Here is a 24700-nt window from a genome sequence, read left to right on the forward strand (position 1 = left end):
CGCCGCCCTTGGACTGGCGCCTATGTGCCGCCCCTCAAGTGGCGCCCTTATGCCGACCCCGCATTGGCTCCATAGCGCCGCCCCGTGACACGCTGGCGCGGATCGTCATCTGTGGCGCCGACGCTCGGCGCGTCGGCATGTGAGGGTGTCGATGCCGTTGTTCAGGCGCTCGCGGCGCATTCCCGGCCTCTGACACCATCCTCCCTGTTCTAACGATTCCAACCTATAAAGCAGGTTGCGTGCCAGCCATTGAACGCCAAGCATTCCGTTGATTTATAAGGACATTTTTTTAGATCGGCGACAATGTGACACGTGTTCTGTCGTCGTAACGCTCGGATGTTACGTAACGTCACGGGAAGGGACCGGACCCGCCGAACATGTACATCCGCCGGCGAGCGACCATGAAAAAAGCCCGCCGGATGGCGGGCTTTTCAAGGGGGCGGGAAACGCCGGAATCAGCGGAGCTGATTCACGAGCAACCCCATGATCTGGCGAGCCGGCGACGACGTATCGATCGCGCCCGCATCGTCGACGACCGCGACACGCGTCTGATCGGCCGTGAGCGCCTTCACGTTGACGCGATACTGCTTCGCCTGCTTTTCCTTCTTGCCGTGGAACAGTTGGCTCCAGAAGCCCTGCTCGGCCGCGCTCAGATCCTTCGGATCGACGTAGCGCACGAAGTACAGACCCTTCGAGCGATCGCGATCGTCAACCGTGAAGTTCGCGCGATCGAGCGCGAGACCGACGTGCAGCCACGACCGGTCGTACGGTTCGCCGAGCGTGACTTCGGACGGCACGGCCGCTTCAGCCGCGTCGCTGCCTTGCGCCGACGTGCGCGAGACGTTCTGGGCAGCGATCGCTGCGGCAGCCTTCGACGACGCGTCGCCATCGGCCTTCTTGTCCTTCGGTACCGCGTTGTCCTTGATGTTCGCGATCGGCGGCTCGCCGTTCTTCGCGCGCTGCTCATTCTGCGCGAGCACGGCCATCAGCCGCTTCAGGTATTCCGTCTCGAGCGCCGGATCGTTCGGCTTCGGTTCCCACTTGCTCGAATCGTTGTTCGCACCGGTGATCGCCTCGCGCATGCCCTTCTGGCTGATGAACACGTAGGTGCCGCCATTCGGCGCCGAATCGAGACGCGTGCGGTACTTGTTGCGCTCGGCCGTCACGTACGAATTGCCCATCGCCTTCGAGATCACGCTGCGGATCAGGCCATCGTTAATCTGCGGATGGGTTTCGTTCCAGTCGGTTTCCATCACGCCCTTGTCGCGCTGGTCGACGACGAGCAGGAAGCCCTGCTCCTGCCAGAAACGGCGCACCTGCGGCCAGATCGCGGCGGGCTGCTTGCCGTCGATCACGAGCCAGCTTTCGGTGCCGTCGCGCTGGATATGCATGCCGGCCACGGCCGGCGCGACGGTGTCCAGCGCAGGCGCGGCCTGCTGGACCTGCTGGAGCGCGGACAGGGAAGTCGCGCCGCCCTGGGGCGGCAGCGAACGCTGATCGGCCGTCTCGTCGAGCATGTTGGGCGGCACTGCGAGCGACGCTTCCTTCGATTTCGAATCGCTCTTGTAGTCCACTTTCGTGGGCGACGACGTACCGCAACCGGCGATGAGCGCGCCGGTGGCGAGCACTGCAGCGAACCGCATGGTAAGACGAAGATCAGTCATGTTCGGGGAATCCTCTTCCGCTAAATCACGGCGCTTTCCGTGGATCAACCTTGCATTTTACCGGGGCCGCGCTGCGATGTGCAAAAAAGCGACGGCCAAGAAAAAACCCGCGCCAGCCTGAGCTGACGCGGGTTCTTGTCTGGTCGGGGCGAGAGGATTTGAACCTCCGACCACCTGCACCCCATGCAGGTACGCTACCAGGCTGCGCTACGCCCCGAAAGAAAAAAATTATAACAGACAGTTTCCCGGTTTAGAACGGGCCGCATGCATTTTGTGAATGTTCTCGTGAAATTTTTTGGCGTGACGCCACCAATGCAAGCAACCCGCCGCACCGATCCCGCGCCGCCGTTCATCGCTTGCGCGCGACGCAGATGACCGTCAAGCCGGCGACGCGGTTGAAGCGGAACATCGGAAGTTCGATACGACAAATCGTCTTGAGCAAGCCGTTGACGAACGGATGATGGCGGCGCAATTGCGACTCGGGCGCGCGCAGATGCGAACGCGCCCGCTCGCCGAGGCGCAATGCGGCCGCGAGCGGAAACGTGAGGCCGAAATAATAGGCGCCGTGCTCCACGTCGAGCCCCGCACGCCGGACCACGTTCTCGAGGCCGCCAAGCGTATACCTGCGCTTGTGCTCGAGGAAATCGTCGTGGCCGCTCCACAGGAACTGGAACGCGGGAACCGTGATCAGGAACCGGCTGCCCGAGGGCGCGCCCTTCACGTACTGCGTCAGCAGTCCGACGTCGTCGTCGACATGTTCGAGCACGTCCATCAGCAACACGAGATCGGCATCGAAGCGATCGACGGAGCGCCGAAAGTGGATCGGCTTGCCGGCCGCCTCGCCGTCGCTGTCGTCGGCATAGCTCGTATCGACGCACCATGCTTCCGTCGCCTGCGTACGCTCGAGCAGATGCTTCGAGAAAAAACCGGAGCCCGCCCCGACGTCGAGTATCCGGTTCGCGCCCGATGCGCCGAGGAACCGGCGAATCGCGCTCGCCTTCGACGCGTAGTACCAGTGATCGCCCACCCCCGCACCGAGTACGTCGACTTCCTTCAGGTCCATGGCGCTTCCCCGTGATGGCTGCCGTGTTGTGATGTCGAATCCGCCACTGATGCCGATCTTACCTCGCCGCTACCGCCGATCGTATCCGTCGATGCCCGGGGCCGCGGCGCTTCGGCATCCGGTGAAACCCGCGCCGGCCAAGGCCGGCCGCGGATTTTCAGGGTCGCTTCGAAACACGCCGAACGACGGCCCGGACAAACCAAACGACCGTTTGATTCAGCAGCTCGTCGACCGCGAATCCATTGTCCGGCAGTCCGCCGGCGCAGCGCGCCGGAGCGTCCGTTGTTTGGTAACGCCGCTCTAGCGCGCTATGACACACTGCATGGCATCGACGTTCGCGCGTGCAGTGGCGCGCGCCGCCGTCGATCAAGACAAGACATGGAGACAGACGATGCGGAATACGGTCCGACGCGGCCATCGCTCGCCTTTGGCAATTTTCGACTGGTTGTCCGGCCTGCGACGCACGTTAGCCCCGTGGTCGCACACGACATCCCGCGTGTTCGGCTGCGGCGCGCTGGCGCTCGCACTGCTCTGCGCAGGCTGCGCGGAATCGGCCGCGCAGCGCGACAGCAACCCATCCGCCGCATCGACGAAGATCGAGCGCACCAAGGCCGAGTTGCTCGCGCGCGAGCAGCAGATCGCACGCACCGTGCCGTCGCTCGCATCGATCAGCCTCACGCAGCCGCGCCCGTTCACGCTGCGCGACTCGGGCCAGAACGGCGCGATGACGTTCCTGCGCGACGTCGATTTCCGCATCGTCAACAACCTCGGCTTCTTCATCCATCAGCTGTCGGCCACGCTCGTGCCGACCCAGGCCGGCGCGCCGATCGTCTTCGACGATCCGACGAGCTTCGAGATCGACGTGCACGAAGGCACGGTCACGCTCGACAACGCGAAGCTGACCGCCCTCTTCAACACCTACATCTTCGGCTATCGCAATGCGCCGCTGCGCAAGCTCGCGGTGTCGGCCGGCGACGGCGTGATCCATCTGCAAGGCGAGATGCAGCGCGACGGCTGGGTACCGTTCTCGCTGACCGGCACGCTCGCGATCCGCGACGGCAGCCAGCTCGTGTTCCACCCGACCGGCGTGCGCGTGTCGGGCATCAACGCACAGCCGGTGATGCGCGCGGCCAACGTGAAAATGGCCGACCTGCTGAAGGTGCAGACCCCGATCGCGCAACTCGCCGGCGACGATCTCGTGATGGCGGTCGACAAACTCATGCCGCCGCCGCGTCTGAAACTGACGATCACCGCCGTGCGCGTGACGCCGGCGGGCCTCGACCTGAAGCTCGACGACGGCTCGCGTGCCGGCTTCGCGATGCCCGCGAACGCACCGCAGCAAGCGATGTACATCCGCGGTGGCGACGTGAAGTTCATGCGCTCGATGCCGATGAACGCGGACATCCTGATCGGTCCGCTCGACACGTCGAAGCGCGACCAGACGTTCGTGTTCGACCTGTATCACTATCGCGACCAAGTGTCGGCCGGCTACTTCAACTTCGACGAAAGCGGCGCGATGGCGATCCGGATGCCGTCGTATGCAGGGCCGGCCAGCGGCGCACTGCTCGGCAACGCGGCCGCGCGCCTGAACGACAGCTTCCTCGCCGCGCAGCAGAATGCGCTGCGCGACGTGCGTCAGCACTGGGAAGCGTACGCGCTCGGGGCCGACGCGATGCGGCCCGGCATGCAGAAGGTCGCGATGCGGCGCACGTCGACGACGCTGTTCAACGAGCGGCATGTGTCGAACCGCAATCCGACGATCCATCTGCGCAACGTCGACTTCAACCTGTCCGGCGATATCGGCTTTCATGTCGAGGATCTCGACGTGGAACTCGTGTCGAAGCGCCCGGGCGAACCCGTCGATCTCGACGACCCGAACCAGTACGACATCCGCATTCTCGGCGGCACGGTCGTCGAGTCGTGGAAGGCGATGTCGGCGCTCTTCAACAGCTACCTGCTCGACTATTCGCCGCGTTCGCTGAACGACCTGCAATTGAGCGCGGACGGCCAGAACCTGCGCGTCCAGGGCGGCATCAAGCTGTGGAATCACGTACCGGGTGTCTGGTTGCCGACCGACATGAAGGGCTCGCTGACGGTGCTCGACGACCGGCACCTCGCCTTCAAGCCGTCTCAGGTGTCGGTGCTCGGCATCCCGCAGGCGACGCTGCTGCGCTCGCTCGGTATCGAGCTCGCGTCGCTGACGCCGTTGCAGCGGCGTGGCGCGGAACTGCGCGGCGACACGCTCGTGCTCGACCAGTACACCGTGTTCCCGCCGCCCGTGCTGAACGGCAAACTCGCCCAGGCGACCGTCGAGCCCGACGGATTGCGGCTCACGTTCCGGCGCGCGGCGGGCGCGCCCGCGCCGAAGCGGCCGCAGATCGATGCACCGAGCTACATGTGGATGGAAGGCGGCGACATGAAGATGTTCAACGTGCTCGAACTGAACGTGCGCGCGCTGATCCGGAATTCGGCCGAAGCCGGCCCGATGCGGTTCGACCTGTACGGGTATCGCAGCCAGGTCGCGCAGGGCTCGGTGCGGATGCTGCCGGACGGCACGCTGGTCGTCGACATGGGGCGCAAGAATCCGCTGGCGTCGCGCTGATCCCCCTGCGCGACCCGCATGAAAAAAAGCCCGGTGGCAGGTCGCCAACCGGGCTTTCCAATGCATTCTGCGCGCCGTACGCTCAGTCGTGTTTCAGTCCGTCGAGCACGTCCAGCAACGCCTGCCGCAACGCGATGACGTCGACGTTTGCGCCCGGCCTGACCGCCCCGCGCGCATCGACGGCCTGCGCGCCGGATTCGACCGGCTCCGCCGCGCCCCGCTCGCTACCTGGCGAATCGAGCCGATTGCGCGCGCCATTGATCGTGAAGCCCTGCTCGTACAGCAACTCGCGAATCCGCCGGATCAGCAGCACTTCGTGATGCTGGTAATACCGCCGGTTGCCGCGCCGCTTCACCGGCCGCAGCTGAGTGAATTCCTGTTCCCAGTAACGCAGCACATGTGGTTTGACCCCGCATAGTTCGCTGACTTCGCCGATCGTGAAGTAGCGCTTCGCGGGAATCGGAGGCAAGACGACTTTCTCAACCGTGGTGGTCATCGTCGGTTAACCGTCGGTAAGGGGGCGCGGCGGCCGCGCGGAGCGTGGGCGCGCGTATTACTCCGCGCCGTTTTCGACCAGCGCCTTCAGCTTCTGGCTCGCGTGGAAGGTTACCACCCGGCGGGCCGCGATCGGAATCGCCTCGCCCGTCTTCGGATTGCGGCCCGGACGCTGCGGCTTGTCGCGCAGCTGGAAATTGCCGAACCCCGACAGCTTGACGCTTTCGCCGTTTTCGAGCGCGTCGCGGATCACTTCGAAAAACGCCTCGACCATGTCCTTCGCTTCACGCTTGTTCAGCCCGACGCTGTCGAACAGCAGCTCCGCCAGTTCCGCCTTCGTCAGCGTCGGCGTCTCGGTGGACGCCGGCGCCGACGCGTCGCGGTTCATCGCGCTGCGTTGCGCCGTCAGGAGGGCTTCGAATTCACTCGAGGTCATGTCGTTCATATCTGCCATACAGCGCGTTGAATCAAAACTTACGATGGAAAAAAGCCGCCCGCGAACGGGCGGGCCCTCTCCTTAGCCGCGCAGGCGCGCACCGGCACGAGCCATCCGCTCGACCAGCGTGTGAATCGCCTGATCGACGACCTCGTCCTGCAGCGTGCCAGCCGCGTCCTGCAGCGTCACGCGGAAGGCAAGGCTCTTCTCGTTCGCGGCAAGACCACCGGAAGTATTTGATTTTGCACGAAATTCGTCGAAGAGTACAACCTTCTGAACGAATCGGCAGGCCTCTTCGGCAAGCGCCTTCTTCATTTCGTCGAAAAGTGTCTGAACTTCGACCGCCTGATCGACGACAACGGCGATATCACGACGGACCGGCGGGAATTTCGACACGTCGGTCGGCGCGGGCAGCGTCCGGGCAATCAGCGCATCCGCGTCGATTTCGAACATCACCGGCGGCTGCGGCAGCTCGTATTTCTGCATCAGGCGCGGATGCAACTCGCCGATCCAGCCGACCGCGCGGCCATCGACTTCGATCCGTGCGCTGCGCCCCGGATGAAGGGCCGGATGCTCGGCCTTCACGAAACGCGCAACCGCCGGCGCGAGCAGCGCTTCGAGATCGCCCTTCACGTCGAAGAAATCGACCGCGCGGGTCGTGATGCCCCACTGCTCGTCGAATGCCGGACCGTACGCCAGCGCGCCGACGCGTTTCGGTTGCGCATGACCTTCGACCGCCAGTTCGCCGGCCTTCACCGACGGATCGGCGACGAACACGCGCCCCGATTCGAACACGCGCACGCGATCGGCGCGGCGGTTCAGGTTGTGGCGCAGCACGGCGATCAGGCTGCCGAACAGCGTCGTGCGCATCACCGAAAGCTGACTCGCGATCGGGTTCAGCAGGCGGATCGGGTTGTCGTTGCCCGCGAAATCGTGCTCCCACTCCGCATCAACGAAGCTGAAGTTGACGGTTTCCGCATAGTCGCGCGCGGCGAGCGCGTGACGGATGTCGTGGATCGAACGCCGCGTCTCGTGGGTCGCACGCATTTCGCTCGTCGCGACCGGCGGCCGCGCCGGGATCTTCTCGAAACCGTAGATACGCGCCACTTCCTCGATCAGGTCTTCCTCGATCTCGATGTCGAAGCGGTGCGACGGCGGCGTGACGAGGAACGCGTCGTCCTCACGCTCGAACGGCAGGCCGAGGCGCGTGAAGATGTCCGCGATCTCGTCGGCGTCGATCTTCACGCCGATGATGCGGTTCGCGCGCGACACGCGCATCTTCACCGGCGCGCGCTGCGGCAGATTCACCGCCTGATCGTCGACCGGGCCGGCCTTGCCGCCGCAGATCTCGAGGATCAGCTGCGTGATGCGCTCGACGTGCTCGACGGTCGTCGCGTAATCGACGCCGCGCTCGAAGCGATGGGCCGCATCGGTCGAGAAGTTGTACTTGCGCGCGCGACCGCGGATGCTGTCCGGCCACCAGAACGCGGCTTCCAGGTAGATGTTGGTCGTATCGAGCGTGACAGCCGTGCTGTCGCCGCCCATGATGCCGGCCAGGCTTTCGACCTGACGGTCGTCCGCGATCACGCCGACCGTTTCGTCGAGTTCCACCGTGTTGCCGTTGAGCAGCTTCAGCGATTCGCCGCGCTTGCCCCAGCGCACTTCGATGCCGCCGTGGATCTTGTCGAGATCGAACACGTGCGACGGGCGGCCCAGTTCGAACATCACGTAGTTGGAGATGTCGACGAGCGCGGACACGCTGCGCTGGCCCGAGCGCTCGAGGCGCTCGACCATCCACTGCGGCGTCTTCGCATGCGCGTTCACGCCGCGGATCACGCGACCCGAGAAGCGGCCGCACAGATCGGGCGCGGCAATGCGCACCGGCAGCGTTTCGTCGAGCTCGACGCTCACCGGGCGGATGTCGACCGGCGTCAGTGGTGCGCCGGTGATCGCGGCCGTCTCGCGCGCGATGCCGAACACCGACAGGCAGTCGGCCTTGTTAGGCGTCAGCTTGATTTCGAAGATCGTGTCGTCGAGATTGAGGGTCTCGCGGATGTCCTGGCCGACCGGCGTGTCTTCCGGCAGGATCAACAGCCCGCTGTGATCCTCGGACAACTTCAGCTCGCGCGCCGAGCACAGCATCCCCTGGCTCTCCACGCCGCGCAGCTTCGACAGCTTGATCGCGAACGGCTTGCCGCCCTCTTCCGCCGGCGGCAGTTCCGCGCCCACCAGCGCGACCGGCACCTTGATGCCGGGCGCCACGTTCGGCGCGCCGCAGACGATGTTCAGCGTCGCGCCGGTGCCGGCGTCGACCTGGCAGACATTGAGCTTGTCCGCATCCGGATGCTTGACGACTTCGAGCACGCGGCCCACGACGATCTTCGACGTCGGCGGCGCAGCCTTGCTCAGCGATTCGACTTCGAGCCCCGCCATCGTCAGCGCGTGCGACAGCTCGTCGGTCGTCAGCTGCGGGTCGACAAAGGTTCTCAACCAGGATTCAGGGAATTGCATGGATGTCTACGTTCGAAACAGGTTAGATCGACGCCCGCGGCCCCATCGGAAACGTCCATCGGGGGCGTGCGCGGGCACAGGTCGGCGCGGCGAGCGGCGTTATGCGAACTGGCGCAGGAAACGCAGGTCGTTCTCGAAGAACAGCCGCAGATCCTGGACGCCGTAGCGCAGCATCGTCAGGCGCTCGAGGCCGCTGCCGAACGCGAAACCGATGTAACGCTCAGGGTCGAGGCCCATGTTGCGGATCACGGTCGGATGCACCTGCCCCGAGCCGGAAATCTCGAGCCACTTGCCGGCGTTCTTGCCTTGCTCGAACATCATGTCGATCTCGGCCGACGGTTCCGTGAACGGGAAATACGACGGACGGAAGCGCACGAGGATGTCGTCGCGCTCGAAGAATTTTTTCAGGAAGTCGGTATAGACGCCCTTGAGGTCGGCAAAGCTGATGTTTTCGTCGATCCACAGTCCCTCGACCTGATTGAACATCGGCGAGTGGGTCGCATCGCTGTCGACGCGATACGTGCGGCCCGGCGCGATCACCTTGATCGGCGGACGGTTCATGCGCGCGTAACGCACCTGCATCGGGCTCGTGTGCGTGCGCAGCAGCAGCTGGCGGCCGTCGGCGTCCTTGCCTTCGACGTAGAAGGTGTCCTGCATCGAACGCGCCGGATGGTTCTCCGGGCTGTTCAGCGACGTGAAGTTGTACCAGTCGGTCTCGATTTCGGGGCCGTCGGCCACGTCGAAACCGATCGAGCCGAAAATCTGTTCGACACGCTCCCACGTGCGCATCACCGGGTGCAGGCTGCCTGCACCGGCGCCGCGGCCCGGCAACGTCACGTCGATCGCTTCGGCGGTGAGGCGCTGATTCAGCAGCGCGTCGGCCAGTGCCTGGCGACGGGCGGTGAGCGCGGCTTCAACCTGCTGCTTCGCAACGTTGATGCGTGCGCCTTCGGTCTTGCGTGCTTCGGGATCGAGCTTGCCGAGGCCCTTCAGCAACTCGGTCAGCGCACCCGATTTACCGAGAAATCGGGCTTTCTCGTTTTCGAGCGTGGTGATGTCGGCAGCCTGTTCGAAGGACTGCTGCGCGTCGGCGACAATCTGGTCCAGATCCATAGATCCCATCATTTCCAACGTCATTCGGTCTTGGCGAGCGAAATGGCCCACCAAACAAAAAAGGGGCTCGGAAGAGCCCCGTTTTCGCTGCAGCGGCCGAGACTACCGGAACCTCGCTGCAACTAACCACGCAGTGCTAATTTCGCAATTAGGCTGCAACGGCGGCTTTCACCTGCTTGACGATCGCAGCAAAAGCAGCCTTGTCGAACACCGCCATGTCGGCCAGCACCTTACGGTCGAGTTCGATCGACGCCTTCTTCAGGCCGTTGATGAACACGCTGTAGGTCATGTCGTGCTGGCGAACTGCCGCGTTGATACGCGTGATCCACAGTGCGCGGAACACACGCTTCTTGTTGCGGCGATCGCGGTACGCGTACTGACCAGCGCGCATCACCGCCTGCTTGGCGATGCGGTAGACGTTATTGCGGCGGCCGCGATAACCCTTGGCCAGGTTGATGATCTTCTTGTGGCGGGCCCGTGCGGTTACCCCACGTTTGACTCGAGGCATGTTTCTCTCCTTGGAGTATCAGTTGAGGGGTTACGCGAACGGGAGCATCGCGCGGACGGAGTTCAGATCGGAATCATGAACTGCCGTTGCGCCGCGCAGATGGCGCTTGTTCTTCGTGGTTTTCTTGGTCAGGATGTGACGCTTGAAGGCTTGACCGCGCTTGACGGTACCGCCCGGACGCACCACGAAGCGCTTTGCAGCGCTCTTCTTGGTCTTCATCTTAGGCATGACGAACAACTCCAGTTTATTAGATGGCGATGGGTGTGCGGTTGGCTTGCGCCCTTGACCCGCCCTTCGAAACCCAGTCCACTTGTGTACGGCGAACCGCTTGCGCAGCCGCCGTCATTGTTGGCGCGCCGCCCTGACCGGGCAACGCGCCGAACCACTGTCGAACCTGCGCGCGATGCGCGCGGGCCCGTTACTTCTTTTTCTTCGGCGAGAGCACCATGATCATCTGGCGCCCTTCCATCTTCGGCATCTGCTCGACCTGGCCGACTTCCTCGAGATCCGTGCGCAGACGCTCGAGCATCCGCATACCGATTTCCTGGTGAGCCATTTCACGGCCGCGGAAACGCAACGTGATCTTCGTCTTGTCGCCCTCTTCGAGGAAGCGCACGAGATTGCGGAGCTTGACGTTGTAATCCCCGTCATCGGTACCCGGACGGAACTTGACTTCCTTGACCTGGATAACCTTCTGCTTCAGCTTCGCTTCGTGCTGCTTCTTCGATTCCTGGTACTTGAACTTGCCGTAATCCATCAGACGGCAAACCGGCGGCACCGCTTGCGGCGCGATCTCCACCAGGTCAACATCCAGTTCTTCCGATTTACGGAAAGCGTCAGCGAGTTTTACGATACCGAGCGGTTCGTTCTCGATCCCGACCAGGCGCACTTCCGGCGCAGTGATTTCACCGTTGATGCGGTGCGACGACTTATCAGTAGCGATGTTACGTTTCCTCTAAAAATTAAAAAAACGAGCCGCGCTGCCAGGGCGGTTACTTGAACGAGCGCAGGTCTTCCTGCAGACGCTCAACGAAGGCTTCGACCGGCATTACGCCAAGATCGACGCCGCCACGGGCACGCACGGCTACCGTTTGCGCATCACGCTCCTTATCGCCCACGACGAGGAGATAAGGCACCTTTTCCAGCGTGTGCTCGCGTATTTTATAGCTAATCTTCTCGTTGCGCAAATCGGCCGCCACTCTAACCCCTTGTTTTTGCAACGTTTGGGTCAGAGACTGCGCATATTCGGCCTGACTTTCGGCGATATTGAGCACAATTGCCTGGTACGGCGCGAGCCAAACCGGCATTGCACCAGCATGGTGCTCGATCAAAATGCCAAGGAATCGCTCCATCGAACCGACGATCGCGCGGTGCAGCATCACCGGCCGGCGGCGGCTGTTGTCCTCCGCGACGTACTCAGCACCCAGGCGCTCCGGCAGCATCATGTCGAGTTGCAGCGTGCCGCACTGCCACGAACGGCCGAGCGCATCCTTGATGTGGTACTCGATCTTCGGGCCGTAGAACGCGCCTTCACCCGGCAACTCTTCCCACGTGAGGCCGCAGGCCGTCAGCGCTTCGCGCAACCCTTGCTCCGCACGATCCCAGGTTTCGTCCGAACCCATGCGCTGCTCCGGGCGCAGCGACAGCTTGATGTCGATGTGTTCGAAACCGAAATCGCCGTACACGCTCATCGCGAGCTTGTTGAACGCGATCGACTCGGCAATGATCTGGTCTTCCGTACAGAAGATGTGCGCATCGTCCTGCACGAAGCCGCGCACCCGCATCAGGCCGTGCAGCGCGCCCGACGCCTCGTTGCGGTGGCACGAGCCGAATTCCGCGTAACGCAGCGGCAGGTCGCGATACGAGCGCAGGCCGTGCTTGAACACCTGGACGTGGCCCGGGCAGTTCATCGGCTTGATCGCGTAGTCGCGCTTCTCCGACTCCGTCGTGAACATGTTCTCGCGATAGTTCTGCCAGTGGCCCGACGCTTCCCACAGCGAGCGGTCCATGATCATCGGCGTCTTGATCTCGAGATAACCGGCTTCGTTGACGCGGCGGCGCATGTACTGCTCGACCTGCTGCCACAGCGCCCAGCCCTTCGGATGCCAGAACACCATGCCCGGCGACTCTTCCTGCATGTGGAACAGGTCGAGCTGCTTGCCCAGCTTGCGGTGGTCGCGCTTCTCCGCTTCCTCGAGCATGTGCAGGTACTGATCCTGGTCTTCCTTCTTCGTCCAGGCCGTGCCGTAGATACGCTGCAGCTGCTCGTTCTTCGAATCGCCGCGCCAGTACGCGCCCGCGACCTTCATCAGCTTGAAGACCTTCAGCTTGCCGGTGGACGGCACGTGCGGGCCGCGGCACAGATCGGTGAAGCCGCCGTGCGAGTACAGCTTGATTTCGTCGCTTTGCGGAATCGATTCGATGATCTCGGCCTTGTACTTCTCGCCGATACTGCGGAAGTAACCGGCCGCCTCGTCGCGCGACACGACACGGCGCGTGACCGGCTCGTCCTTCTTCGCGAGCTCCTGCATACGCTTTTCGATCTTTTCGAGATCTTCCGGCGTAAACGGGCGGTTGTACGAGAAGTCGTAATAGAAACCGTTGTCGATCACCGGGCCGATCGTCACCTGCGCGTCCGGATACAGCTCCTTCACCGCATACGCGAGCAAGTGAGCGGTCGAGTGCCGGATGATGTCGAGGCCGTCGGCATCCTTGTCCGTGACGATCGCGAGCGACGCGTCGCGGTCGATCACCGTCGACGTATCAACGAGCTCGCCATCGAGCTTGCCACCAAGCGCAGCCTTCGCAAGGCCGGGACCGATCGAGGCCGCAACCTCGGCAACTGTCACCGGATGCTCGTATTGTCGAACTGAGCCGTCAGGCAAGCGTATCGAAACCATAGCAATCTCCGTGATGCCGACAGTGGGCGGCAGACCAGGTACGCGAGATCGAACTCACGCATGAAAATTTCGCGACAAAAAAAATGCGGCCCCGCTTTCGAGGGGCCGCATTCGATACTTCACTCAAACTGAAAGGGCGAAAACGTTCCTCGACTAGCGTCGCTCCGAAATGGTTTCGGTCAACGTTCGCGGTGTCATAACCGTATTCGCCTTGTTCGCGTTGAGTTGTGTACTGCATCGAACACCCGAAGACCGGGCATTCTCAATTCGTTGGTAGGCTCGATTGGATTCGAACCAACGACCCCCACCATGTCAAGGTGGTGCTCTAACCAACTGAGCTACGAGCCTAGAGAAGCTAAGATTATATGGAGTGGCCACCAGCTTGGCAAGTGTTTTATGCGATCGCAGCAAAACAACGCGGATCCAACCCCATCAGGATTTCCGGCCTGCCCGCACGACGCCCTGCACCTCGCCGAGCAGCGTGCACGCGCGCTGCACCTGCGCCGAATTCGATACCTCGACCGTGAACTGCATGAATGCCGCATTGCGGCGGCTTTGCGTCTTCACGCCCACGACATTGATCTTTTCCCGCGCGAACACTTCGGAGATATCGCGCAGCAGCCCTTGCCGGTCGCTCGCCTCGATCATCAGGTCAACCGGATAGACGGATGCGCCGCGCCCGCCCAGCACGTCGGCCGACCAGGTCGTCTGCAGCACGCGCTCCGGCGCGCGCTCGACCATCCGGCGAAACGTCGGACAATCGGTGCGGTGGATCGACATCCCCTTGCCTCGCGTGACGAAACCGCTGATCGGATCGGGCGGCGCCGGACGGCAGCAGCGCGCCAGCTGCGTCAGCAGCGCGTCGACGCCCACCACCAGCACGCCGGTCGACGCGCCGTGCGCGACGCTCGCGCCGCTGCTGCGCTTCTCGAAATCGGCCGGCGCCTCGGGCGCCGGCTCCGGCGGCGGCGCATCGGACAGCGCGTGCTCGACGTTGCGCAGGCTGAACTCTTCCTTGCCGACGACCGAGAACAACTCCTCGGGTGACTTGAAGCCGAGCTTCGCGGCGAGGTTGTCCAGGTTGACCGACGTCTTGCCCTCGCGCTGCAGCGTCTTTTCGACGAGCGCGCGGCCGTGCGCGACGTTTTCTTCCTGCTCGATTGAGTTGAACCACGCACGCACCTTCTGCCGCGCGCGCGAGCTCTTCAGGTAACCGAGCTGCAGGTTCAGCCAGTCGCGCGACGGGCCGCCCTCCTTCACCGCGACGATCTCGACCGTCTGGCCATTCGCGAGCGACGTGTTCAGCGGCACCATCACGCCGTCGACGCGCGCGCCACGGCAGCGATGGCCGAGCTCGCTGTGCAGGTGATACGCGAAATCGACCGGCGTCGCGCCCTGCGGCAGCGCGATCACGCGCGCCTGCGGCGTCAGCACGTAGATGTGGTCGTCATCGAGCGACGTCTCGCGCAATTGCGCCCACGCCTGGTCGCCCGACACTTCGGTGCCGTCCTCGACGTCGTCCTTCCACGCGAGCAACTGGCGCAGCCACGCGATCTTCTCGTCGTACTTGTCGCTCGCGGAGAACTGGCCGCCGTAGCCGCGCGCGCCGGCCTCCTTGTAGCGCCAGTGCGCGGCGACGCCATACTCGGCGAAACGATGCATCTCCTGCGTGCGGATCTGCACTTCGAACGCACGGCCGTCGTCGCCGATCACGACCGTATGCAGCGACTTGTAGCCGTTCGGCTTCGGCCGCGAGATGTAGTCGTCGAATTCCTTCGGCACCGGCTGCCACAGGTGATGCACGATGCCCAGCACCGCGTAGCAATCCTTGATGTCGGGCACGATCACGCGAAACGCGCGCACGTCGTACAGCTCGGAGAAGTCGAGCTCCTTGCCGCGCATCTTGCGCCAGATGCTGTAGATATGCTTCGGCCGGCCGCTCACGTCGGCCTGGATGTGCGCTTGCGCGAGCTCGTGCTGCAGCCGCGCGATCGCCTGCGTGACGTACGCCTCGCGTTCGATGCGCTTCTCGTCGAGCAGCTTCGCGATCCGCTTGTAGGTGACGGGATCCTCGAAGCGGAACGCGAGATCCTCGAGTTCCCACTTCAGTTGCCAGATACCGAGACGGTTCGCGAGCGGCGCATAGATCTCGAGCGTCTCGCGCGCGACGTCGGGCGGCGGATCGAGCTTCGCGGCCGCGTAGTAGCGCAGCGACTGCAATCGCGACGCGAGCCGGATCAGCACCACGCGGATGTCCTGCGCGAAGGCGAGCAGCATCTTGCGCAGCGCCTCGATCTGCGTGCGCCGCTCTTCCGCCGCGTCGCGCCCGGAGTCGGGCTTCGCGGCGTTCTGCGCGGCGCGCAGGCTGACGGTGCCGAGCCGCAACAGCTTGCGCACGTCGGACACGAGCCGCGCGACTTCGTCGCCGAAACGCTCGGTCAGCTCGCGCTCGGGGTCGCTCAGGTGCGGCGTCAGCACGAACAGCGCGGCGGCCTGCATCGCGTGCGGATCGACGTTCAGCGTGCGCATGATCGCCGCCGTGCCCGCCGAGTGATCGGCGAGCAGCTCGCCGGACGACAGGCGCGCGTCGCCGGCCCGCTCGCGCACGAACGCAAGCACGTCGTCGAACGACGGTGCCGCGACGGGAGAGGCGGAAACGGATTCGGTCATTGCACGGCCTGCCGGAATACGGTCATCGTCGGATAACGCTCAGCTCCGCTGCGCGGCGACGACCACGATCTCGACGAGCAGCGCCGGATCGGCGAGCTTCGCCTCGACGGTGGCGCGCGGCGGCGTGTTGCCCGGTGCGACCCATGCGTCCCACTCCGCATTCATGCCTTCGAAGTTCGCGAGATCCGAGAGGTAGATCTGCACCGACAGCAGATGCGCCTTGTCGCTGTTCGCTTCGGCGAGCAGGCGGTCGATGTGGCCGAGCACTTCGCGCGTCTGGCCGCGGATGTCCTGCGTGGTGTCTTCGGCGATCTGGCCGGCCAGATACACGGTACCGTTGTGGATCGCGGTTTCGGAGAGACGGGCCCCGACGTGGTGACGAGTGACTGCCATGAAAATGTTCCGGTCGTGATGGGTAAGGAATCGGGCGGTGGCACGGCCCGCGTGCCGCCGAACCGCATATTATGACGCGTTTATGCGTCGCCTTCGACGAAAAACCGTCGTGCGAGCGCAATCTGGTCGGCGCTGACGAAGGCCGGCGCATGGCCCGCCCCCGGAATCTCGACCTGCGTCACGTGCCGGCCGCGACGGACCATTTCGGCCGCCGTCTCGCGCGACAGCAGGTCGGACGTCTCGCCGCGCACGACGAGCAGCGTCGCGTCCGTCGTCTCGATCGCGCGCCACAGCGCGGCCTCGCCGAGCGCGGCCAGTTCGGGCGTCGTCGCCTTGAACGGCTCGGCGATACGCGGGTCGTAGCGCATCGTCCAGCCGCCTTCGGGCAGTTCGTGCAGCAGCGGCCCGTTGATCTCGCGCCACTCGTCGGCACTCAGCGCACCGAACGGCAGCGACAGCGACGTCAGGTAGTCGATCCCCTCCTGCTCGGTCGCAAAGCGCGGCTGCACGCCGAGGTATTCGCCGATGCGCGTCAACGAATCGGGCTCGATGCGCGGGCCGACGTCGTTGACGATCATCCGGCGCAGCGGCGAACCGGGCAGGCCGGCGAGCGCCATGCCGATCAGGCCGCCCATCGACGTACCGAACCAGTCGACCGATTCAACGTCGAGCCGTGCGATCAGCGTCACCATGTCGGCCACGTACTGCGGAATCGCATAGTGCCGCGGATCGGCCAGCCGGTCCGATTGGCCGCGCCCGACGACATCGGGGCAGACGACGCGATACGTATCGGACAGCGCGGCGGCAAGCCGGTCGAAATCGCGCCCGGAGCGGGTCAGGCCGTGCACGCAGACGAGCACGCGCGGATTCGCGGGATCGCCCCACTCGGTATAGGCGACGTGGTGAAGGCCGGCCGCGCTTGCACACTGAACGCGCCGCTGGCGGGGAACCGGGGAATTCGCTGGGGTCGTTGGCATCGTTGGCATCCTGTCGAACGGGGGCGACGCGCGGGACAACGCTTGCGGCGCCCGATGCAAACGATTGTAAACCGCTTCGGAACGACGGGGCGCCACGCGCCCAGGCCCACCACCCGGGACGGGTTCAATCGTGGCGGCGCCACGCGTCCCGCAACTGCTCGCGCAGGAAATCGACGAACGTCCGCACCCGCAACGGCACATGGCGAGCGCCGGGGTAAACGGCATGTAACGGCGCGGCGGATGCCTCGAAGGCCGGCAGCACGCGCACGAGCCGGCCGGCGTCGAGATCGGCGCCGACGTCCCAGATCGACTTCAACGCAATGCCCGCGCCTTCGAGCGCCAGCGTGCGCGCCGCGCCGCCATCGTTCGTCAGCAGCGCGGCCGTCACCTCGACCGCCACGCCGCCTTGCGCGCCATCGAACCGCCATTCGGCACGCGGCTGGTCGCCCATCACGATGCATCGATGCGCACGCAGCTCGGTCGGATGGGCCGGCGAGCCGTGCGCCGCGAGATAGCCCGGCGACGCGCACAGCACGCGATGATTCGGCGCCAGCTCGCGCGCGATCATCGTCGAATCGGCCAGATTGCCGATCCGCACGGCGACGTCGAGGTCGGCTGCGAGCAGATCGACGACCGCATCGGTCAGCATCAACTGCACGGTCAGTTGCGGATGTCGCTGCTGAAATGCCGCAACGAGCGGCGCGATGCGCAGGCGGCCGAGTTCGCCGGGCGCCGTCACGCGCAGCACGCCGCTGACCGTGCCGCGGCGGTCGCGCATCAGCGTTTCCGCATGCTCGACTTCGGCCAGGATGCGCAGCACCTGCGCATGAAACTGCGCGCCGTCGTCGGTGAGCGTTTGCTGCCGCGTCGTCCGGTGCAGCAGGCGCACGCCGAGCCGCGACTCGAGATGCGCGAGCCGCTTGCTGACGACGGACAACGACAGGTCGAGCTCGCGCGCGGCCGCCGACAGGCTGCCGGCCGACACGATCCGTGCGAAGGTCGCGAGCGCCGGAAAATCGTCGATCAGCGTCATGGCGCCCGCCTCGCCCCGATCTTTCCTTTTTTCGAAGAATCCATTTGCTTTTTGCCCGTATTTGCATGCAGAACGGAAACCTACCATATCTGTTCCGCGTCGTCGCCTGACGCTTTCACAGGACCTCCTAAACCATGTCGATCCGCCTTCGTTCGGCCACCCGCCCCGTCGCGCACGCTTTCGCGGCAGCCGCTTGCGTCGTGGCGCTCTGGCCCGCCGCCGCCCATGCCGCCGACCTTGTCGAGCCGCACACGCTGACCGTCGCGGCAGGCTTGCCGGCTGCGCAGGTCCGCGCGCAGATTCTGGCCGCGCGCCGCTACGGCAGCTTCTGGAATACGGGCGACCCCGCGCTCGCCCGCGCCGCGCTCGCCGCCGACTTCATCGATCGCACGCTGCCGCCCGGCCGCGAACAAGGCGTAGCGGGACCGCTCGCGGCGTCCGGCACGGTGCGTGGCGCGATCCCGGACCTGCGCTGCGACATCGAACAGATGATCGTCGCGGGCGACCGGGTCGTCGTGCACCTGCATTTCCGCGGGCATTTCACCGGTACGTTCAACGGAACGGCCGGGCGCGGACAGGCGATCGACTTCATCGCGACCGATATCTATCGGATCGACCACGGCAGGATCGCGGAAAACTGGCACATCGAGGACAACCTGACGCTGATGCGCCAGCTCGGGCTCGTCGGCTGACGGAGGCGACGATGACTAACAGTAACGATACTTCCGCGACGCCTCTGCCGCGCCGCACGTTCCTGGCCCAGGCCGGCGCCGGGCTCGCGGCCGGCGTCGCGCTGGCCGCGGGCACGTCCGTGCCCGCCACCGCCGCGCCGACGCCGGCGCCCGCGGCGCCGGGCGCCACGCCGTTCTGGCCGGACGGCGCACGGCTCGTGATCTCGATCTCGATGCAGTTCGAGGCAGGCGGTCAGCCGCCCACCGGCGCGGACAGCCCGTTTCCGGCCGTCGCGTTTCCGCCGTCGGTGCCGGTCGATCTCGCCTCGGCCACCTGGTTCGCGTATGGCTACCGGGAAGGCATTCCGCGCCTGCTCGATCTGTGGGACCGGCACGGCGTGAAAGTGACGTCGCACATGATCGGGGAAGCCGCGCACCGGCACCCCGAATTGGCGCGCGAGATCGTGTCGCGCGGCCACGAAGCCGCCGCGCACGGCCCGACGTGGCGCGCGCAATTCGCGATGAGCCGCGACGACGAGCGCCGCTTCCTGACCGAAGCGCGCGACATGGTCGAAGCGGTGACCGGCCAGCGCCCGACCGGCTACAACTGCAACTGGCTGCGTCGCGGGCCGCATACGTTGTCGCTGCTGCAGGAGCTCGGCTACGCGTATCACATCGACGACGTCAGCCGCGACGAACCGTTCATCGAGACCGTCAACGATCGCGATTTCGCGGTGGTCCCGTACACGCTGCGCAACAACGACATCCTGCTGATCGAAGGCCGCAACTACTCGCCGACGATGTTCGTCGAGCAGATCAAGCTCGATTTCGACCAGCTGTATGCGGAAGCCGGGCAGCGGCGCAGACTGATGTCGATCAGTGCGCACGACCGGATCAGCGGCACGCCGCAGATGGTCCGCGCGTGGGACATCTTCCTGAACTACGCTCGATCACACCCGGGAGTCGTTTTCATGCGCAAGGACGACATTGCGCGCTTCGCGCTGCACAGCCCGTCGACGCTGCGCGAGACCGAAACGATCTGACCGGATTCCGTTCAACGCCCATTCAACTCATCCCCCAGGAGAGACTTTCATGGACGATCCGCTCCACGGAAAGAACATACTCGTCGTCGGAGGAAGCTCCGGCATCGGCGCCGCTACCGCGACCGCATTCGCGCGGCGTGGCGCGCATGTGACGATCGCGTCGCGCGATCCGGGCCGGTTCGACATCGACGCCATACCGGGCGCGCAGGTGCGGACGGAAGCGCTCGACATCACCGATACGGCGGACGTCGATGCGTTCTGCGCGCGCGCCGGCCAGTTCGACCACGTCGTGATTTCGGCCGCGAAGACGGCGACGGGCCCGGTCCGTGCGCTCCCGCTCGCCGACGCACAGGCAGCAATGGACAGCAAGTTCTGGGGCGCGTACCGCGTCGCCCGCGCGATCGATATCGCGCCCGACGGCTCGCTGACGTTCGTGTCGGGCTACCTGAGCGTGCGGCCGAGCGCGTCGTCGGTCCTGCAAGGCGCGATCAACGCGGCGCTCGAGGCGCTCGCCCGCGGGCTGGCGCTCGAGCTGGCGCCGGTTCGCGTGAATACCGTATCGCCCGGCCTGATCGCGACGCCGCTATGGGACAAGCTGGCGCCCGACGCACGCGACGCGATGTACGCGGGCGCCGCCCATCGGCTTCCGGCGCGCAGGGTCGGCCAGCCGGAGGATGTCGCGAATGCGATCCTGTATCTGGCGGCCACGCCTTATGCAACCGGCTCGACGGTCCTGATCGATGGCGGCGGCGCGATTGCGTGACGCGTGCGCGTGATGACAAAACGCCCCGCGTTCCGTCGGGAACGCGGGGCGTCGAGGATCACGCACCAGGATCGTGCTCAGGCCACGGCGCTGACGTCGAGCGGTGCGCCCGTCTTCGCCTGGATCTCGTCGACGCTCACGCCGTCGGCCAGTTCGAGCACCTTCAAACCGGACGGCGTCACTTCGATCACGCCGAGATCGGTGATGATCAGGTCGACCACGCCGACGCCCGTGAGTGGCAGGTTGCATTCTTCGAGAATCTTGTGCTGGTCGCCCTTCGCGACATGCTCCATCAGCACGACGACACGCCCCACCCCCGCGACGAGGTCCATCGCGCCGCCCATCCCCTTGATCATCTTGCCGGGAATCATCCAGTTCGCGAGGTCGCCCTGCTTGCTGACCTGCATCGCGCCAAGGATCGCCAGGTTGATGTGGCCGCCGCGAATCATCGCGAACGAATCGGCCGACGAGAAGATCGATGAACCGGGCAGCGTCGTGACGGTCTGCTTGCCGGCGTTGATCAGATCGGCGTCGACTTCATCTTCGGTCGGCGACGGGCCGATGCCGAGCAGGCCGTTCTCCGACTGCAGCCACACCTCGACGCCTTCCGGCACGTGGTTCGCGACGAGCGTCGGCAGGCCGATGCCGAGGTTCACGTAGAAGCCGTCCTGCAGTTCCTTCGCCGCGCGCGCGGCCATCTGGTCACGATTCCAGGCCATGTCAGTCTCCTTTCGCGCGTACGACGCGTTGTTCGATGCGTTTTTCCGGCGTCGCGTTCAGCACGATGCGCTGCACGAAGATCCCCGGCGTATGAACCTGGTCCGGATCGAGCGCGCCGTTCTCGACGATCTCCTCGACCTCCACCACGGTGATCTTGCCGGCCATCGCGCACATCGGGTTGAAGTTGCGCGCGGTGCGGCGATAGATCAGGTTGCCGGACTTGTCGGCCTTCCACGCCTTGACGAGCGCGACGTCGGCCGTCAGCGACTGCTCGAGCACGTAGTGGCGATCGCCGAACTGGCGCGTTTCCTTGCCTTCCGCGATCACGGTGCCGTAGCCGGTATTCGTGAAAAACGCGGGGATGCCCGCGCCGCCCGCGCGCAGCTTTTCGGCGAGCGTGCCCTGCGGCGTGAATTCGAGCTCGAGTTCGCCGGCCAGGTACTGGCGCTCGAACTCCTTGTTCTCGCCGACGTACGACGAGATCATCTTCTTGATCTGGCGCGTTTCCAGCAGCAGGCCGAGGCCGAAACCGTCGACGCCCGCGTTGTTGCTGATGCAGGTGATGCCCTTGACGCCCGAATCGCGCAACGCCGCGATCAGTGCCTCGGGGATGCCGCACAGGCCGAAACCGCCCACCGCGAAGGTCTGTCCGTCGCGGACGATCCCCTCCAGCGCGGCAGCCGCGCTTGGATAGACTTTGTTCATCAGTTGTCCCTTCCTCTATGGAAACCAGCAAAACCGGTTCACGCGCCACGTGGCGCAAGCCCGCCGCACCATTCTATGCATGCGCGGCGATGCCTGCGTCGAGGCACGCTTTTTTATGTCGCGACACACCGCCGCGAGATGCCTGAAAGGGTACGATGCGGCGCGGATGCGGCACAATACGCAAAAATACATAAGCATTTCCCTCCGCCTGCCTGCGCCATGCCCGATCTCGATTACCAGACCGCCTTCCACCTCGCGCCGCTCGGCCTCGTGCTGTCGCGCGACCGCGTGATCGAGGACTGCAACGACGCGCTCGCGTCTATCTTCCGCTGTGCGCGGGCCGACCTGATCGGAAAATCGTACGCGGTGCTCTACCCGTCGACGGACGAATTCCAGCGAATCGGCGAGCGCATCGCCCGCGTGATGGTCGCGAACGGCGTCTACTCGGATGACAGAATCATGAAGCGCGCGGACGGCGAGCTGTTCTGGTGCCACGTGACGGGCCGCGCGCTCGACCGCACCGCGCCGCTCGCGGCCGGCGTCTGGACCTTCGAGGATTTGAGCGCGACGCGCCGCGTCGCGGTCGAGCTGACCCCGCGCGAGCGCGAGATCGCCGCCCAGCTCGCGACCGGCAAGACCAGCAAGCAGATCGGGCGCGTGCTCGACATCAGCTCGCGCACGGTCGACATCTACCGCGCGCGGCTGATGCGCAAATACGGGACGAACAATACGCCGGAGCTGCTGCAGCGCCTGCTCGGGCAGTGAACGCGCATGGGACGCAGGCGCTCGAATGACGATCGGCCGCACATGGCGGCCGATTGACGGCAACGACAGGCTCGGCGCGCCACCGGCGACCCGGTGCGCGCGGCCTGCCGATATGCGCGCTCAGCCGACTTTCGTCGCGAGCGCGCGCTCGATCGTGTCGCGCAGCAGGGGCGGCAGCGGCACCGACTTGCCGAGCGCGTAGTCGACCCACACGCAGCGCGCGTTGCCGCGTGCGTAGACATGCAGCGGATCGTCCGCGCGCGTGAGCTCGAACCCGGTGTCGAAACTGCTTCGGCCGGGCTTCGCGGCCGACATCCTCGCGATCACGTCGCCCGGATAGTGCAGCTGCTTGAGGAATTCCATCGACGCGGTGACGATGACGGGCCCCTGTCCCTCGCCGTTGCCGCCGGCAATGCCGAGCTGCTCGAACCACGAGATCCGCGCCTGCTCCATGTAGCGGAAATAGACCGTGTTGTTCACATGGCCGAACGCATCCATGTCGCCCCAGCGAATCGGCATCGACATCTCAAAAACGGGGGAGTAATCGCTTGTTGCGCTCATTGCAGTCTTCTTTGTTGCTGAATGTCATCCGCTCAGGCGAGGCCGAAGCCGTCGTCCGCGGAGATGATCGAGCCATTGATGAACTGCGACTCGTCGGCCGCGAGCAGCAACAACAGCCCGTCGAGATCCTGCGGCTTGCCGACACGCCGGCGCGGCAGCATCGACTGCAGCTTCTGGCCCTGCTCGGTTTCCCACAGGTAATGATTGATTTCGGTATCGATATAGCCCGGGCAGATCGCGTTCACGTTGATCCCGTGACGGCCCCACTCCAGCGCCATCGCGCGCGTCATCTGCACGACCGCGGCCTTGCTCATCGCGTACAGCCCGATTTGCGGGAACACGCGCAGCCCGGCCACCGACGCAATGTTGATGATCCGGCACGGCGGCTTGCCGTTGCCGCCGCCGTTCGCGCGCATGATCATCCGCTTCGCGACTTCCTGCGCGACGAAAAATGCGCCGCGGGTGTTCGTATCGAACACGAACTCGAAATCCGCCGGCGTCACGTCGACGAGCTTCTGCATCGTCGACACACCCGAATTGTTCACGAGGATGTCGATCGTGCCGGCTTCCGTCTCCGCATGCGCGACGGCCGCCTTGATGCTCTGGACATCGGTCACGTCGAGCGACACGACGTGCGCGGCACCGCCCGCCGCCTCGATCTCCGCACGCAGCTCCTTCAGGCGCTCGACGCGGCGACTCGCGAGCACGACCTTCGCGCCGGCTTGTGACAGCACCTGCGCAAAACGCTGCCCGAGGCCGCTCGACGCGCCCGTGACCAGCGCAACCTTGCCTTCCAGATTGATCGATCGACCCATTTGCACATCCCCTTTCGATATCGTTGCGCCTGCCCGGGCAGCACAGCCCGGGCGGCATTACCCTAGCACAAAAAATAGAACGATCGTGCTAATCTACCCGCATGTTGTTGCGGCAAGCGTTTCGTTTCGCAGACAATACGCTCCCGAATAAAAGCATTCTAACGGTTAGAGGAACGCCAATGACCCCCGCAAGCCTCATCGAGCAATACGGCCCGCGCGAATCGATGGAATACGACGTCGTGATCGTCGGCGGCGGCCCGGCCGGGCTGTCTGCCGCGATCCGGCTCAAGCA

24 protein-coding genes and 2 tRNA genes are annotated in these 24700 nt (G+C 64.9%); 6 read left to right on the forward strand and 20 right to left on the reverse strand.

Features of this window, described 5'->3' with window-relative positions; genetic code table 11:
• Positions 1 to 455: 455 nt before the first annotated feature.
• The 3 genes from bamC to HWX07_RS36095 form a co-directional block, all read right to left on the reverse strand.
• Positions 456 to 1664 (reverse strand): outer membrane protein assembly factor BamC, encoded by a 1209-nt coding sequence (gene bamC / locus HWX07_RS36085; protein ID WP_175879435.1) that lies wholly within the window; start codon positions 1662 to 1664, stop codon positions 456 to 458.
• Between the two features lie 140 nt (positions 1665 to 1804).
• A tRNA-Pro gene (locus HWX07_RS36090) sits at positions 1805 to 1881 on the reverse strand.
• Positions 1882 to 2013: 132 nt separating this feature from the next.
• Positions 2014 to 2727: a methyltransferase domain-containing protein gene (locus HWX07_RS36095; protein ID WP_175879436.1), complete on the reverse strand. Its 714-nt coding sequence runs from the start codon at positions 2725 to 2727 to the stop codon at positions 2014 to 2016.
• 391 nt (positions 2728 to 3118) lie between these two features.
• Between HWX07_RS36095 and HWX07_RS36100 the strand changes: the two genes are divergently transcribed.
• Positions 3119 to 5329 carry a hypothetical protein gene (locus HWX07_RS36100; RefSeq protein ID WP_175879437.1) on the forward strand — a complete coding sequence of 737 codons (2211 nt, stop codon included), beginning with the start codon at positions 3119 to 3121 and terminating at the stop codon, positions 5327 to 5329.
• A gap of 82 nt (positions 5330 to 5411) precedes the next feature.
• Here the strand turns inward: HWX07_RS36100 and HWX07_RS36105 are convergent, their stop codons facing one another.
• From HWX07_RS36105 to HWX07_RS36165, 13 genes are all read right to left on the reverse strand, one after another.
• A complete protein-coding gene (locus HWX07_RS36105) occupies positions 5412 to 5825 on the reverse strand; it encodes a MerR family transcriptional regulator (RefSeq protein WP_175879438.1) in 414 nt (137 codons plus the stop codon).
• 57 nt (positions 5826 to 5882) lie between these two features.
• Positions 5883 to 6269, reverse strand: a complete 387-nt coding sequence (locus HWX07_RS36110) for an integration host factor subunit alpha (protein ID WP_006486093.1) — start codon at positions 6267 to 6269, stop codon at positions 5883 to 5885.
• 72 nt (positions 6270 to 6341) lie between these two features.
• Positions 6342 to 8771: a phenylalanine--tRNA ligase subunit beta gene (gene pheT, locus HWX07_RS36115; RefSeq protein ID WP_175879439.1), complete on the reverse strand. Its 2430-nt coding sequence runs from the start codon at positions 8769 to 8771 to the stop codon at positions 6342 to 6344.
• A 99-nt stretch (positions 8772 to 8870) separates the two neighbouring features.
• Positions 8871 to 9884 (reverse strand): phenylalanine--tRNA ligase subunit alpha, encoded by a 1014-nt coding sequence (pheS, locus tag HWX07_RS36120; RefSeq protein ID WP_006486107.1) that lies wholly within the window; start codon positions 9882 to 9884, stop codon positions 8871 to 8873.
• Between the two features lie 148 nt (positions 9885 to 10032).
• Positions 10033 to 10392, reverse strand: coding sequence for a 50S ribosomal protein L20 (rplT, locus tag HWX07_RS36125; protein ID WP_004192938.1), 360 nt, complete (start codon positions 10390 to 10392; stop codon positions 10033 to 10035).
• Positions 10393 to 10422: 30 nt separating this feature from the next.
• On the reverse strand, positions 10423 to 10620 hold the full coding sequence (gene rpmI, locus HWX07_RS36130) for a 50S ribosomal protein L35 (protein WP_004191477.1): 198 nt from the start codon (positions 10618 to 10620) through the stop codon (positions 10423 to 10425).
• 190 nt (positions 10621 to 10810) lie between these two features.
• A complete protein-coding gene (gene infC / locus HWX07_RS36135) occupies positions 10811 to 11335 on the reverse strand; it encodes a translation initiation factor IF-3 (protein WP_071734130.1) in 525 nt (174 codons plus the stop codon).
• 49 nt (positions 11336 to 11384) lie between these two features.
• A complete protein-coding gene (gene thrS / locus HWX07_RS36140) occupies positions 11385 to 13292 on the reverse strand; it encodes a threonine--tRNA ligase (RefSeq protein WP_175879440.1) in 1908 nt (635 codons plus the stop codon).
• Positions 13293 to 13563: 271 nt separating this feature from the next.
• Positions 13564 to 13640: transfer RNA gene (locus HWX07_RS36145), tRNA-Val, on the reverse strand.
• 84 nt (positions 13641 to 13724) lie between these two features.
• Positions 13725 to 15962: a bifunctional (p)ppGpp synthetase/guanosine-3',5'-bis(diphosphate) 3'-pyrophosphohydrolase gene (locus tag HWX07_RS36150; protein WP_175682718.1), complete on the reverse strand. Its 2238-nt coding sequence runs from the start codon at positions 15960 to 15962 to the stop codon at positions 13725 to 13727.
• A gap of 39 nt (positions 15963 to 16001) precedes the next feature.
• On the reverse strand, positions 16002 to 16355 hold the full coding sequence (locus tag HWX07_RS36155; protein WP_175879441.1) for a RidA family protein: 354 nt from the start codon (positions 16353 to 16355) through the stop codon (positions 16002 to 16004).
• 80 nt (positions 16356 to 16435) lie between these two features.
• Positions 16436 to 17332, reverse strand: coding sequence for an alpha/beta hydrolase (locus HWX07_RS36160; RefSeq protein WP_124478499.1), 897 nt, complete (start codon positions 17330 to 17332; stop codon positions 16436 to 16438).
• 124 nt (positions 17333 to 17456) lie between these two features.
• A complete protein-coding gene (locus tag HWX07_RS36165) occupies positions 17457 to 18365 on the reverse strand; it encodes a LysR family transcriptional regulator (RefSeq protein ID WP_175879442.1) in 909 nt (302 codons plus the stop codon).
• 134 nt (positions 18366 to 18499) lie between these two features.
• Between HWX07_RS36165 and HWX07_RS36170 the strand changes: the two genes are divergently transcribed.
• Genes HWX07_RS36170 through HWX07_RS36180 form a run of 3 tightly spaced genes read left to right on the forward strand, consistent with a single transcriptional unit; the run spans position 18500 to position 20842 of the window.
• Complete coding sequence (locus HWX07_RS36170; RefSeq protein ID WP_175879443.1) at positions 18500 to 19057, forward strand: ester cyclase; 558 nt, start codon at positions 18500 to 18502, stop codon at positions 19055 to 19057.
• Positions 19058 to 19068: 11 nt separating this feature from the next.
• The gene (locus tag HWX07_RS36175; RefSeq protein WP_175879444.1) at positions 19069 to 20079 is read left to right on the forward strand and encodes a polysaccharide deacetylase family protein; all 1011 of its coding nucleotides are present in this window, start codon (positions 19069 to 19071) and stop codon (positions 20077 to 20079) included.
• A 49-nt stretch (positions 20080 to 20128) separates the two neighbouring features.
• Positions 20129 to 20842 carry an SDR family oxidoreductase gene (locus tag HWX07_RS36180; RefSeq protein ID WP_175879445.1) on the forward strand — a complete coding sequence of 238 codons (714 nt, stop codon included), beginning with the start codon at positions 20129 to 20131 and terminating at the stop codon, positions 20840 to 20842.
• Positions 20843 to 20919: 77 nt separating this feature from the next.
• Here HWX07_RS36180 and HWX07_RS36185 read toward each other — a convergent pair whose 3' ends face one another.
• Both HWX07_RS36185 and HWX07_RS36190 read right to left on the reverse strand, forming a co-directional pair.
• On the reverse strand, positions 20920 to 21561 hold the full coding sequence (locus HWX07_RS36185) for a CoA transferase subunit B (protein ID WP_126361058.1): 642 nt from the start codon (positions 21559 to 21561) through the stop codon (positions 20920 to 20922).
• Between the two features lies 1 nt (position 21562).
• On the reverse strand, positions 21563 to 22267 hold the full coding sequence (locus HWX07_RS36190; RefSeq protein ID WP_175879446.1) for a CoA transferase subunit A: 705 nt from the start codon (positions 22265 to 22267) through the stop codon (positions 21563 to 21565).
• A gap of 219 nt (positions 22268 to 22486) precedes the next feature.
• Here HWX07_RS36190 and HWX07_RS36195 point away from each other — a divergent pair, with 219 nt between their 5' ends.
• Entirely contained in the window at positions 22487 to 23032 is a 546-nt protein-coding gene (locus HWX07_RS36195) for a LuxR C-terminal-related transcriptional regulator (protein WP_012328362.1), read from the forward strand.
• 120 nt (positions 23033 to 23152) lie between these two features.
• On the opposite strand, the gene HWX07_RS36200 is transcribed toward HWX07_RS36195, so the two are convergent.
• Positions 23153 to 23593 carry a thioesterase family protein gene (locus tag HWX07_RS36200; protein ID WP_077217823.1) on the reverse strand — a complete coding sequence of 147 codons (441 nt, stop codon included), beginning with the start codon at positions 23591 to 23593 and terminating at the stop codon, positions 23153 to 23155.
• 32 nt (positions 23594 to 23625) lie between these two features.
• Positions 23626 to 24408 (reverse strand): SDR family oxidoreductase, encoded by a 783-nt coding sequence (locus tag HWX07_RS36205; protein WP_011545236.1) that lies wholly within the window; start codon positions 24406 to 24408, stop codon positions 23626 to 23628.
• Positions 24409 to 24515: 107 nt separating this feature from the next.
• Between HWX07_RS36205 and HWX07_RS37120 the strand changes: the two genes are divergently transcribed.
• On the forward strand, positions 24516 to 24700 hold a 185-nt coding region (locus tag HWX07_RS37120), incomplete at its 3' end, for an FAD-binding protein (RefSeq protein WP_347879201.1).

The organism is Burkholderia sp. BCC0097 (assembly GCF_902832985.1).
Lineage (GTDB): Bacteria > Pseudomonadota > Gammaproteobacteria > Burkholderiales > Burkholderiaceae > Burkholderia > Burkholderia orbicola.